Source organism: Pseudomonas sp. GD04158, assembly GCF_029834875.1.
Taxonomy (GTDB): domain Bacteria; phylum Pseudomonadota; class Gammaproteobacteria; order Pseudomonadales; family Pseudomonadaceae; genus Aquipseudomonas; species Aquipseudomonas hydrolytica.
On the sequence record NZ_JAODYT010000025.1, the window covers coordinates 1 to 12,354 of the forward strand.

A 12,354-nucleotide genomic window follows, 5' to 3' on the forward strand; every position below is an offset into this window, starting at 1 on the left:
GGCGAACTGCAGCGGGCGCAGATCATCGAAGCCGAAGACGCCGGTGCAACGCGCCATGCGGCCGTTGACCCAGGCCAGCAGGCGAGTCCGCGGGGCGTTGGCAGCCCTCTGCACCTGATTGCGCGCTACCCGCTGCTGGCGAGTCAGGGCCGCAGGCTCGGCGCCCTGTACCTGCTCGACGAACGACCGCACGAACTGGACGCCGGCCAGCGCCAGGCGCTGCAGGACTTCGCCACCCTGGCGCTCGAGCTGCTGGCGCGGGAGGCGGACGAAGCCCGGCAGCGCCATGAGATCGCGGCCCTGCGCGATAGCGAGCGGCGCATGGCGCTGGCCATCGCCGGCAGCGGAACCGGCATCTGGGACCGCAACGTCGCCACCGGCGAGATTCATTACTCCAGCGGCTGGAAGGCGCTGCTGGGTTACGCCGAGCATGAGGTCGGCAATCGCATCGAAGAGAGCTACACGCGGGTGCATCCCGCCGATCTGGAGTACGTCAAGGCGACCATCCAGGCGCATCTGGATCAACGTACCGCGGCCTACGAAGTCGAGCATCGCCTGCGCTGTCGCGATGGCCAGTACAAATGGGTGTGCAGCCGCGGCAAGGTGGTCGAGCGCGACAGCCAGGGCAGGCCGCTGCGCATGATCGGCACCACTACCGACATCACCGCCATGCGCATGCTGGCCGAGCGGGTGCGGCAGACCGCGGACCTGATGACCGATCTGACCAACGAAGTTCCCGGCATGGTCTTCCAGTATCGGCGTGCGGCCAGCGGCGAGTCGTGCTTCACCTATGTCAGCGCCGGTGCCCAGGCCATCTGTGGGCTGAGCGCCGCGCAGCTGATGGAGGATGCCCAGGCGCTGACGGCCATCGTCCATCCCGAGGATCGCCGAGCCTTTATCGAGTCCTTCGAACACTGCGCCGAACGACTGTCGCCCTGGCACCTGGAGTTTCGCGTGCAAGCGCCGGGGCGCGACATCGCCTGGTGTCAGGGCGAGGCCCGCCCGCGGCGCCAGGACGATGGCAGCGTGCTCTGGCACGGGTTCATGACCGACATCACCGCGCGCAAGCAGATCGAAGGCGAGCTGCAGGCTCTGGCCACCACCGACTTTCTCACCCAACTGGCCAACCGCCGGCACTTCATGGCCCAGCTCGAAGCCGTACTCGCGCGCCTGCAGCGCAGCCCAGGGCAGAGCGCGGCCATCCTGATGTTCGACCTGGACCATTTCAAAGCCATCAACGACCGCTGGGGCCACGACGTGGGCGACCAGGCGCTGCGCCACTTCGCGGCCATCCTGCGTGGCCAGTTGCGCAAGACCGACACGGCCGGACGCCTGGGGGGCGAAGAATTCGCCGTGGTACTCAGCGAAGCCGATCTGCCAAAGGCCATGCAGTTCGCCACGCGCGTCCAGGGCGAACTGGCCAGAACGCCGATCCTGCATGACGGTGAGCAGATCTTCCTCGCCGTCAGCGTCGGCATCTCATCGCTGAGTAGCTGCGACGCCAGCGTCGAAGCCGCCCTGTCGCGCAGCGATATGGCCCTGTATTGCGCCAAGCGCGGCGGGCGCAATCGCATCGAGCATCACTGAGCTCAGGCCGCCGCGCCCTCATCGCTGCGCGCGAAGTGCGCCGACAGGCTTTACGCTGCCTGCAATGCCTGGCTCAGCGCTTCGTTGAAGGCTGGCAGATCGTCCGGGGTGCGCGAGGTGATCAACTTCCAGTTCTGCCCGGGGCAAACCTTGACCTGGGCATCCACCCAATCGGCGCCGGCGTTCACCAGGTCGGTGCGCACGCTGGAGTAGGAGGTCAGCGCCTTGCCGGACACCACTCCGGCATCGATCAGCAGCCAGGGGCCATGGCAGATCGCGGCCACCGTCTTGCTCGCTTGGCGAAACTCCTGCACCAGGCGCTGGGCATCGCTGTCCTGACGCAGGGTGTCGGCATTCACCGTACCCCCGGGGATCACCAGCAGGTCGTAGTCCGCCGCGCTCAGGCCCTTGAGCTGGGTGTCGGACTGCACGGTAACGTCCTTCTCGCTGTCCTTCAGCCAGGTCTCGGCCTCGCCACCCTTGACGCTGGCATGGGTGACGCTTGCGCCCTGATCCTTCAATGCCTGCATCGGCTTGAGCAACTCGTCGCGCTCGATGCCGCTGTTGGCAGTGATGAACAGCACCTTCTTGCCTTGCAGATTCGAACTCATGGGAAATACCTCCGCTGATGCGCCGTTGGGCGCAGTGATTGATCGCGTTCGCGAACGCGGCATGCATCAGGGTTGAGGGGTGGGGCGCGCAGAAGTTCGAACTGATTGGCCGCTAGTCGCATCGCTGGGGCTGCTCGTACGGCATTGGCACCGGGTCTTCAGCGGGCTGGCGTGCCAAGCCCCGGCAGGGCAGGTTCACAGATGGGCGGAGGGTAACTGCAACCAGAGGGAGAACACCCCCAGCGCGGCCCAGAACACGATGAACAGCCAGGGCGAACGCAGAAAGAACAGCAGGGACTTGTAGGTGCTTTCACGGCTCGCCTCCTGCTCGCTGAACAGTGGCGAGTCGTCATAGGCATGGCCGAACTTGGGGTCACTGCGCAGCAGCTGCTCCTGCTTGTAGTGCCAGTGCTCGACGATGGTGGCGGAGGCCCTGATGCCCGGCCAGGCGTGCAGTGAGTTGATGATGCCCAGCAGCGTCAGCATGGCGGGGACCACCAGGGTGAACACTGCACCCCAGTTTTCGTTGGAGTTGGCCATGGACGAGGCGTAGGCGATCACCAGAAACGACTGCGCCGTCAGATAGGCATTGGTGCGCCCGGCGAGCAGACTCGTTTCGTACTGAATTTCCCGTCGATAGAAATCGAGCCGCTCCTTCGGCGTGCCGAAAATCAGCAATTCCGCCTGCTCCTCGCGCGGCGCGCCATGGGTTTCAGTGGTAATGATTCGCGAGGTTTTCATCGCCTTTGCTCGACTGTAGGTGGGCTTTGCCGCTCGGCCAGCGGCTGCCAGGGGAATGAGGCTTTAGACTGCGGGCCTTGCGGTCATTCACTGTTTTTCTCCCGTGAACGTGCCCAGGTGCAGGTGACAAGATGCGCAAGCCGGCGGACAAGCGACGCCCACCCGGCTTTGCAGGGCTGCTCCAGCTGCAGCTCCGAGCGCCTGGTCTGATGCCCGCCACCGGGCGACAAACACATCAACGTGTCTCGGATTTTTTGCTGCGCCTTCGCAATGGCATCTAGCGCGTGCGCGCAGGGGGAGATTGACGGTGAATTAAGTTTCGGAGTGTCAGAAAGCTGAAGTTCCAACACCCGGTAAAAGCTCTGGCCGCGTAATAGCGAATAGCTAGTTCGCCAGTTTTCGTCAGCGCAGTTGATCTTTCCAGGTAACGATGGAATTGCAGTCCACACGATAGCCTTATGCCGGCTATTGCATTTTGCACGCCAGTTCTAAGCTCGCAGCCCCTGGCCACCCTAGAAAATTCAACGGCTTACAACTCAGAAACTCTTGGCATACATCCTGCCCTATGAGCTCACACTAATCGCGATGGAGTTCAAATGTCATGGATCACGTCATTCGTTACCTGAGCAAACAATTGCCTGGGCACGAGGTTGCGCTCAAGTCGCGCCCCGACGGGAAGTTATTGATGTCACTTAGCCAGAATGGCAAGAGCATTTACATGAAGGTTTTTGATCCCTGCACCTTGATGCGAGAGAAGGATTTGAGTTCGATAGTTTATGAATTCAAACTCAACCAGAAGATAATCAAGGGAAATGTTCATCGGGAAGATATTGGCAATCAGCTACTCCAATATTCCCTTCCCACCTTTAGCGGTAGCCCGATCAATCCCACCGCGGCCAAGATGCTTTGGAAGAAACGCCAGGCGATGCCTTGCGCAACCCGCTAGAGCCCGGTTTCCATCATCAAGGAACTCCGTGACGCCAGACCGGCTTTGCATGGAAGTGTCGGGCTGGCGTCAGGCACACAACGTATCGACCACATTCAATCCCGCCCCGGATCGCGGTAGGCGCTCGGCGTTATGCCCACTTCGCGGCGAAAGACCTGCGAGAAATGGCTGGCGCTCGAGTAGCCCACCTCCATTCCGATATCGATCACGCTGCGGTCGGTTTCCAGCAGCAGTTGCCGGGCACGTGCCATGCGCAGGCGAATGAAGTAGTGCGACGGCGACAGCCCGGTGGCGCGTTTGAACAGCCGGCTGAAGTGGTATTCGCTCAGTTGTGCGGCTTGCGCGAGGCTGGACAGGGAAAAGTCTTGCGCCAGATGCTGGTTCATCAGGTCGACGACGCGCCTCAGTTTGTAGGCCTGCAGGGCGTTGCTGCGTCTGCCTGTGGCCGGTGGGGCGCGATAGGTTCGCACCAGATGAATCGCCAGCGCCTGGGCCAGGCTGTGCACGAGCAGCTGACTCGGCGTGCGGCTGCCGGTGAGCTCCGTACGCAACTGTTCGAGCAGCATGCGTACCCAGTCGTCACGGCCACCGGAGACGTCGACGAAGCTTACCGTCCCGGCCTGTTGCAGCCCCAGGTCGTGCGCGGCGCGGTCGATCAGCGTAGGCGCGAGATACAGATGCATCACTTCGAAGCTGTCGCCCGCTCTGGTTTGCCAGCGCATTTCATAGGGTTGCGTGGTGCTGGTGAGGAAGAAGTCGCCAACGCGCACCTCGGTTTGCTCCCATTCGCCGCCCGCCACGCGCTCTTCGACGATGGCCGACCCTGCCAGCACCATCACCAGCAGCGGTTCGGCCACCGCCGGCACAAGGATCGGCTCGGCGATGCTGCGGTGCGTGAACAGGTGCAGCACCACGTCCTGCGCGGCAGGCGGCTGGGGCTGTGCCGGGCGGCCATCCGGCATGTATTGCCACATGGCCTCGGCCGGAATCCGCAGGGCGTCAGTAGAGGCGACAGGTTCGGATTGGCTCACCAGCAAGGCTTCCATCAATGGTGCCCGGTATCAGGGCGGCGCTGGACAGGTTAGCGCAAGGGCGCCGGGCATGTCTCAGCGGCTGCTCAGGCGGATTGAGCGCAAGATCGCGACAGCCAGCGCAAGGCGGCGAAAGCCCGCCATGGCCAATCGGGAGAGGATGAAGCCGTCTTCGAACGCACCCCACGGGGTTGCATGCAGACGAAGGTTTCGTTTCGCCCAATTGAGGAGTAGTCACCATGGCTGACATCAAGAACATCATCACCCAGGAAGTCGAGGGCAAGGTTGCCCTGGTTACCGGCGCCGCCAGCGGTATCGGCAAGGCCACCGCGCTGTTGCTGCATGCGCGCGGGGCCAAGGTCATCGCGGAGGACATCGATCCCGCCGTGGAGGAACTGGCCCAGCCGGGGCTGGCGCCCCTGGTGGCCGACATCACCGCGGACGGAGCCGCCGAGCGCGCGGTGGCTTTGGCAGTCGAACAGTTCGGTCGGCTCGACATCCTGGTGAACAACGCGGGCATCATCATCAACAAGGCGGTGGTGGACATGACCCGGCAGGATTGGGAACGCATCCAGGCCGTCAACGCCACCGCGGCGTTTCTGCATTGCCGCGAAGCGATGAAGGCGATGATGCCGAACAAGTCCGGCGCCATCGTCAATATCGCCTCCTACGCGTCGTACTTCGCCTTTCCCACCATCGCGGCCTACGCCGCTTCCAAGGGAGCGCTGGCCCAGCTCACCCGTGCGCTGGCGCTCGAGGCCATCGAGCATGGCATTCGGGTAAACGCCGTCGGTTCGGGAGATGTGGTGACCAACATCCTCAACGATGTGGTGGAGGACGGCCCGGCCTTCCTGGCCCAGCACGGCGAGGCCGCGCCGATCGGCCGTGCGGCTCAGCCGCAGGAGATTGCCGAGGTAGTGGCATTCCTCGCCTCCGAGCGGGCCAGCTTTATGGTTGGCGCGGTGGTCATGGCCGATGGCGGCATGACGGTGACGGCCGGCTGACCGGCAATGGGATGCGTTTGCGCCCAGGGCATCTGGCGCAAATGCATCGCTTGTGGCGCATGAGAGGCAGAGGAAAAGAACCTGCCTGCCGGACTGTCACTGCGGCAGCTGAACCGTCTTTTTCCGGCTGCCAAACAGATTCCAGCTGGCGACGAACAGTGCCGCCACCAGCGGGCCGATCACGAAACCGTTGAGGCCCAGCAGGGCCAGGCCGCCGAGGGTGGAGGTCAGGATCAGGTAGTCGGGCATGCGCGTGTCCTTGCCGACCAGGATGGGGCGCAGGATGTTGTCCACCAGGCTGATCACCAGCACGCCGAATACGCTCAGCGTGACCCCTTGCCAGACGCTGCCGCTGAGCAGCAGGTAGGCGGCCATCGGCGCCCATACCAGGCCGGCGCCGACTGCCGGCAGCAGGGACAGAAAGGCCATCAGCGCTCCCCACAGCAGCGGGCTGGGCAGGCCCAGCACCCAAAGGATCAGGCCGCCGAGGGCGCCCTGGACGGCCGCCACGACGATATTGCCTTTCACTGTGGCGCGTACCACACGGGTGAACTTGATCTGCAGGCGGCGCTTGGTGGTGTCCCCCAGCGGCACCGCGGTGCGGACGTCGCGCGCCAGGGTCCGACCATCGCGCAGCAGGAAGAACAGCAGGTACAGCATGATGAAGAAGCCGATGAGAAACTCGAAAGTCATCTGGCCGATGACGAACACCTTGGTCGCCAGGTACTGACTGCCGGCCATGGCGCCCTTGGAGATCTGCTCGCGCAGGCCTTCGAGGTTGCTCATGCCGAAGCGGTGGAGCTGGTCCTGCATGAACGGCGGCAGCATTTCGATGGTGTTGGTGACGTAGGCACCGATATCCAGTTCCCCCGATTCCAGGCGCTGGTAGAGGCTGGTGCCTTCGGCCACCACCGCCGAGATGACGAAGATCACCGGCAGAATCGCCACCAGCAGGCAGACGATCAGCGTCAGCAGCGCCGACAGGTTGCCTCTGCCGCCGAAGCGGCGGGCCAGGCGCTGTTGCAGCGGCGCGAACACCACGGCCAGCACGATGGCCCAGAACACGGCGCCATAGAAGGGCAGCAGTATCCAGAAGAAGGCGATGGTCACCAGGGCGAGCAGCAGGATGAAGGCTTTGTGTTCGACGGATGGGCTGGGCATGGTCGGTTCGCAGGGTTGGCTCATGCCTGTTAGTCCCCCGTGCCGCGAACAAAGTGCGGAAAAGTTGCCCTGCCTTCAGAGTGGAGGGGCTTGACAGCTCTGGGATACTGGATGAAACGCCGCGCTCGGCGCGGCCGTCCTCAAACTGCAAAGGAAGGTGCTGCATGACCGAAGAAGAACTCAAGGCGCTGTTCGATCAACAGGCCGCAGGCTACGACAAACAGTGGGCGGGTATGGCGCCCATCCGCAATACCCTGTACTTCCTGCTCGATTCGCTGTTCGTCGGCCTGCCGCAAGAGGCGCGGATTCTCTGCGTCGGTGCCGGTACCGGAGCGGAGATCGCCCATCTGGCCGAGCGCTTCCCCAACTGGCGCTTCACCGCCCTCGATCCCTCTGGCGCGATGCTGGACGTGTGCCGCCAGCGCGCACGGCAAGGCGGCTTCCTCGACCGTTGCGATTTTCATCAGGGCTATCTCGAAACGCTGGAGGCAGGTCAGGCCTATGACGGCGCCACCTGCTTTCTGGTGTCGCAGTTCTTCACCGACGCACAGGCGCGTACCGGCTTCTTCCGGCAGATCGCGCAGCGGCTGAAGCCTGGCGGGCTGCTGGCCAACGCGGACCTCGCGGCCGACACTCGGTCGCCTGCCTACGAACGGCTGCTGCACAGCTGGATGACCCTGATGTCTTCGGCCGGCGTCGACCCGCAGATGCTGGAGCGGGCACGTGCGGCCTATGCCACGGACGTGGCAGTGCTGCCGGCGCAGCAGGTGGCCGACATCATCCAGGCGGCCGGTTTTGCGGCGCCGGTGCAGTTTTTCCAGGCCGGGCTGATGCATGCCTGGATCTGCTGGGCCGATGGTGCGGGCGAGGCGTAGCGCGCGGCGCTAGCCTTCGAAGCGCTGGCTCTCGTCACGATCCCGTTGATAGTGACGCTGCAAGGGGAAAGGCGGCAGCCAGGCCTCGCGGCGGATGGTCCACAGCTCGTAGGTGGGGGCGAACTGGTCGGGGGCGTCCAGCGTGCCGAGGTTCACTTCGATCTCGTCCGCCGTGCGCCCGAACACCGATGAGCCGCAGTGCGGGCAGAAGTGCCGGCCGGCGTAGTGAGCGGTTTCGCCCTCGATCTTTACCGCGCTCTGCGGAAAGATCGCCGAGGCATGGAAGAGGGCGCCGTGGTGCTTGCGACAATCCATGCAGTGGCAGACGCCAACCCGGTAGGGCTGGCCGGTGGCTTCGAGGCGTATCTGGCCGCAAAGGCAGCCGCCGGTGACCTGGGACATGGCGTTGTTCTCCCGTTTCGCGTTGAGCAGTTGAACATAGCAGGGGACTGGCCAGTGTTCAGGTGAACGACTTTCCCATGGTTGCGGTGGTTTGCCTGTCGGGCAGCTACGCTTGGCTGGTACGGAGCCGGCTGGCGGCGCCTATCTTCTTTATCGGCACAGGGATGCGTGATGAAACCTTTGCACATTCTTCTGGCGTTGGGCTTTGCCTGGCTGCCCGGCTGCGGCCATGGCGTTTCCGAGCGGGTGATCCATGAGCAGGGCGGCGACTGGTCGATCCGCCAGGTGACGCAGCAGCATGCGTCCATCGGCCCGCGCACGCACTACCGCCTCTACTACCGGGGCGAGCTGGTGCGCTTCGCGCCTCCGCTGGTGCGGCGGGAAACGGTCGAGCTGCTCTCGGTGGGGCACTTCAACCCCGGGGTATCTCCCTATCCGGACCTGATCGTGCTGGTGCATGACCGTTTCACCAACGAGCGCGGCTTTGGCGATGCGCAGGTGCGCGCGTTCCAGCTGATCGCCCGCGCGGGGCGGGTGGACATCGTGCCCATCGCCATTCCCTGACGGCCCGGCGCCCGGTTACCCGGCAAGCGGGGGGATGTATCATCTGGCCCATGTTTGGTCGTGCGCCGACCTGCGAACGGCGGCGGCGATGAAACGCCTTCTTCCCTGTTTCGGGCTGCCCAGGCCGGCAGCCCGCCATCTGCGAGTGATGACACCATGATCGAGGTAACCGAAGTTTCCATCGCCGAGCTGCGTGCCGCGCTGGAGTCCGGCCGCACCACGGCGGTCGAACTGGTCAAGGCCTATCTGGCGCGTATCGATGCCTATGACGGGCCGAACACGCCGACCCGACTCAACGCGGTGGTGGTGCGCAACCCCGATGCGCTGAAGGAGGCCGAGGCCTCCGATGCGCGCCGCGCCCGTGGTGAAACGCTCGGCCCGCTCGATGGCATCCCCTACACCGCCAAGGACAGCTACCTGGTCAAGGGCCTGACGGCCGCCTCGGGCAGCCCGGCGTTCAAGGATCTGGTGGCGCAGCGCGACGCCTTCACCATCGAGCGTCTGCGCGCGGCCGGCGCCATCTGCCTGGGCAAGACCAATATGCCACCGATGGCCAACGGCGGCATGCAGCGCGGCGTCTACGGCCGTGCGGAAAGCCCGTACAACGCCGATTACCTCACCGCGCCGTTCGCCTCGGGTTCGTCCAACGGCGCCGGTACGGCGACCGCCGCCAGCTTCTCCGCCTTCGGCCTGGCCGAGGAAACCTGGTCCAGCGGGCGCGGCCCGGCCTCGAACAACGGCCTGTGCGCCTACACGCCTTCGCGCGGGGTGATCTCGGTGCGCGGCAACTGGCCGCTGACGCCGACCATGGACGTGGTGGTACCCTACGCCCGCACCATGGCCGACCTGCTGCAGGTGCTCGACGTGGTGGTCGCCGACGATCCGGACACCCGTGGCGACCTGTGGCGTTTGCAGCCCTGGGTGCCGATCCCGAAAGCCTCCGAGGTGCGTCCCGCGTCCTACCTGGCGCTGGCAGCCAAGCCCGAAGCGCTGGCCGGCAAGCGCCTGGGCGTACCGAAGATGTTTATCAACAAGGACGAGCTGGCCGGTACCAGCGAGAACCCGGGTATCGGCGGGCCGACCGGCCAGCGCATCCACACCCGGCCGACGGTGATCGCCCTGTGGGAGGCGGCGCGCGAGGCGCTGGAAGCGGCCGGCGCCGAAGTGGTGGAAGTGGACTTCCCGCTGGTGTCGAACTGCGAGGGCGACCGCCCCGGCGCGCCGACGGTGTTCAACCGCGGCATCGTCAGCCCGGAATTCCTCCATGACGAGCTGTGGGAGCTGAGCGGCTGGGCCTTCGACGACTTCCTGCGCGCCAATGGCGACCCGAAGCTCAATCGCCTGGCCGATGTGGACGGCCCGCAGATCTTCCCGCACGACCCCGGCACGCTGCCGAACCGCGAGGGCGACCTGGCGGCGGGCATGGACGAGTACGTCAACATGGCCAAGCGCGGCATCAAACCCTGGGATCAGATCGCCACGCTGCCCGACGGCCTGCGCGGCCTGGAGCGCACCCGCAAGATCGACCTGGAAGACTGGATGGACGAGCTGGGCCTGGACGCGGTGCTGTTCCCCACCGTGGCCGACGTCGGCCCGGCCGATGCCGACGTCAACCCGGCATCGGCGGACATCGCCTGGAGCAATGGCGTATGGGTGGCCAACGGCAACCTGGCGATTCGTCACCTGGGTGTGCCGACCGTGACCGTGCCGATGGGCGTGATGGCCGACATCGGCATGCCGGTGGGGCTGACCTTCGTCGGCCGCGCTTACGACGACTCGGCGCTGCTGCGACTGGCGGCGGCCTACGAGTCCACCGGCAGCAAGCGCCTGATCCCGCCGCGCACCCCGCCCTTGGCGTGAACGCCGCTCGTGACGCCTGAGCCGCGGTTCAGGCGTTCACGGTTGGATCAGCGCAGCATCTGCTCCACCAGACGTTTCTCTTCGGCCAGTTCGCGCTGGCGCGCGTCGATGCGCGAGGCCATCTGGAAGTTGTTGCTGGCGCGGCGCTTGGCGAAGTCGAGCTGTTCGATGGCCTGGTTGTAGTCCCCCACCAGAGCGAAGAACTCGGCGCGGGCCTGGTGCAGGCCGACGGTGTTGCCGCTCAGGCCGCGTACCTCGGCGACCTGATACCAGACGTCCGGATCCTTCGGCCGGCTCTTGAGCAGGTTGTCCAGCGCGCGTTCGGCGTCGCGGGTGCGCTGCTGCTTGAGCAACAGGTCGATGCGCGTCTGCTGCAGCGGGTAGTTGCTGGGGTAGAGGGTGAACATGCGCTCCTGCCGGCGCTCGGCGGCATCCAGGCGGTTGGCGGCCATGTCCAGTTCGATCTGCGCCAGGTTGTAGACGATGTCATCCGGCGCCTTGCTTAGCAGCGGGGCCAGGGTCTGCGCGGCTTCGCCAAGCTGGCCGGTTTTCATCTGCGCCAGCACCAGGCCGTAGCGGGCGGCGTCCAGGCCCGGGTTTTCGTCGAGCATGGCGCGGAAGCGCTTGGCTGCCACCCCCGGGGTTTCCTCGTAGGTCAGCTGCACGCGGGCGCGCATCAGCTGGTAGCGCAGGCTGTCTTCGCGGCCCTTGGCCGGGTACTGCTCGGCACGGTTGCGGGTGTCGGCGATACGCGATTCGGACACCGGGTGAGTCAGCAGGAACTCCGGCGGCTTGGCGTCATAGCGGTACTGGCGCATCAGCCGTTCGAACATCATCGGCATGGCGCGTGGGTCGTAGCCGGCCTTTTCCAGGTTGACCAGGCCGATGCGGTCGGCCTCCTGTTCGTTCTGCCGGGAAAAGCGCCGTTGTTCCTGAATCGCGGCGGCCTGGGCGGAGAAGATGGTGGCCATGCCGGCATCGCCGGCGCCTGCCGCGGCGGCGACGATGCCGGCGAGCATGGCGGCCATCACCGGCAGTTGCATGCGCTGCTGGGCCTCTACGCCGCGGGCGAAGTGGCGCTGCGACAGGTGCGCCAGTTCGTGCGCCATCACCGAGGCGTACTCGGCTTCGGTCTGGGCATAGAGGAACAGGCCGCCGTTGACCCCGACGATGCCGCCTGGTGCGGCGAAGGCGTTCAGCTGCGGGCTGTTGAGCAGCACGAATTCCAGGCGGCGGTCCTGCAGCTGGCTGGTTTCCGCCAGGCGGTAGACGCTGGATTCGACGAAGTCCTTGAGCTGCGGGTCGTCCAGTTGGGACACCTGGCCGCGCAGCAGGCCGAGCCAGGCGCGGCCGAGCTGATGCTCCTGTTGCGGCGAGACGATCGAGGAACTGGCGTCGCCCAGCGACGGCAGGTCACTGGCACCCGTGTGGGCGGCGAACAGGCAGGCGAGCGTCAGCAGGGTGGGGCGCAGAAATGTCATGCACTCAAGGCTCTCGGGCGGCAAAGGAGATACTGTAGCCGGCCAGCTACCGCGCTGGCCAGGGTTGCAGCGGCTTGGGTATCCTAGCCCT

12 protein-coding genes are annotated in these 12,354 nt (G+C 65.3%); 6 read left to right on the forward strand and 6 right to left on the reverse strand.

Features of this window, described 5'->3' with window-relative positions:
• Positions 1–6 precede the first annotated feature (6 nt).
• Positions 7–1,587, forward strand: a complete 1,581-nt coding sequence (locus tag N7333_RS11670; protein WP_279858867.1) for a diguanylate cyclase — start codon at positions 7–9, stop codon at positions 1,585–1,587.
• Between the two features lie 50 nt (positions 1,588–1,637).
• On the opposite strand, the gene N7333_RS11675 is transcribed toward N7333_RS11670, so the two are convergent.
• A complete protein-coding gene (locus N7333_RS11675; RefSeq protein WP_003245142.1) occupies positions 1,638–2,198 on the reverse strand; it encodes a type 1 glutamine amidotransferase domain-containing protein in 561 nt (186 codons plus the stop codon).
• Between the two features lie 195 nt (positions 2,199–2,393).
• Positions 2,394–2,939, reverse strand: a complete 546-nt coding sequence (locus tag N7333_RS11680) for a hypothetical protein (protein ID WP_012018174.1) — start codon at positions 2,937–2,939, stop codon at positions 2,394–2,396.
• Positions 2,940–3,540: 601 nt separating this feature from the next.
• Here N7333_RS11680 and N7333_RS11685 point away from each other — a divergent pair.
• Positions 3,541–3,885 carry a hypothetical protein gene (locus N7333_RS11685; RefSeq protein ID WP_012018175.1) on the forward strand — a complete coding sequence of 115 codons (345 nt, stop codon included), beginning with the start codon at positions 3,541–3,543 and terminating at the stop codon, positions 3,883–3,885.
• Positions 3,886–3,980: 95 nt separating this feature from the next.
• Here the strand turns inward: N7333_RS11685 and N7333_RS11690 are convergent, their stop codons facing one another.
• The gene (locus N7333_RS11690; protein WP_129484166.1) at positions 3,981–4,931 is read right to left on the reverse strand and encodes an AraC family transcriptional regulator; all 951 of its coding nucleotides are present in this window, start codon (positions 4,929–4,931) and stop codon (positions 3,981–3,983) included.
• 224 nt (positions 4,932–5,155) lie between these two features.
• Between N7333_RS11690 and N7333_RS11695 the strand changes: the two genes are divergently transcribed.
• Positions 5,156–5,920, forward strand: coding sequence for an SDR family oxidoreductase (locus N7333_RS11695; RefSeq protein WP_129484167.1), 765 nt, complete (start codon positions 5,156–5,158; stop codon positions 5,918–5,920).
• 96 nt (positions 5,921–6,016) lie between these two features.
• Here the strand turns inward: N7333_RS11695 and N7333_RS11700 are convergent, their stop codons facing one another.
• Positions 6,017–7,081: an AI-2E family transporter gene (locus tag N7333_RS11700; protein ID WP_041772846.1), complete on the reverse strand. Its 1,065-nt coding sequence runs from the start codon at positions 7,079–7,081 to the stop codon at positions 6,017–6,019.
• 164 nt (positions 7,082–7,245) lie between these two features.
• Between N7333_RS11700 and N7333_RS11705 the strand changes: the two genes are divergently transcribed.
• Positions 7,246–7,956, forward strand: a complete 711-nt coding sequence (locus N7333_RS11705; RefSeq protein WP_129484168.1) for a class I SAM-dependent methyltransferase — start codon at positions 7,246–7,248, stop codon at positions 7,954–7,956.
• Between the two features lie 9 nt (positions 7,957–7,965).
• Here the strand turns inward: N7333_RS11705 and N7333_RS11710 are convergent, their stop codons facing one another.
• Positions 7,966–8,358 carry a GFA family protein gene (locus N7333_RS11710; RefSeq protein ID WP_012018181.1) on the reverse strand — a complete coding sequence of 131 codons (393 nt, stop codon included), beginning with the start codon at positions 8,356–8,358 and terminating at the stop codon, positions 7,966–7,968.
• A 171-nt stretch (positions 8,359–8,529) separates the two neighbouring features.
• Between N7333_RS11710 and N7333_RS11715 the strand changes: the two genes are divergently transcribed.
• Entirely contained in the window at positions 8,530–8,922 is a 393-nt protein-coding gene (locus N7333_RS11715) for a hypothetical protein (protein WP_129484169.1), read from the forward strand.
• Positions 8,923–9,078: 156 nt separating this feature from the next.
• Positions 9,079–10,782 (forward strand): amidase, encoded by a 1,704-nt coding sequence (locus N7333_RS11720; RefSeq protein ID WP_129484170.1) that lies wholly within the window; start codon positions 9,079–9,081, stop codon positions 10,780–10,782.
• Between the two features lie 47 nt (positions 10,783–10,829).
• On the opposite strand, the gene N7333_RS11725 is transcribed toward N7333_RS11720, so the two are convergent.
• Positions 10,830–12,263, reverse strand: a complete 1,434-nt coding sequence (locus tag N7333_RS11725) for a M48 family metalloprotease (protein WP_003245122.1) — start codon at positions 12,261–12,263, stop codon at positions 10,830–10,832.
• Positions 12,264–12,354 lie beyond the last annotated feature (91 nt).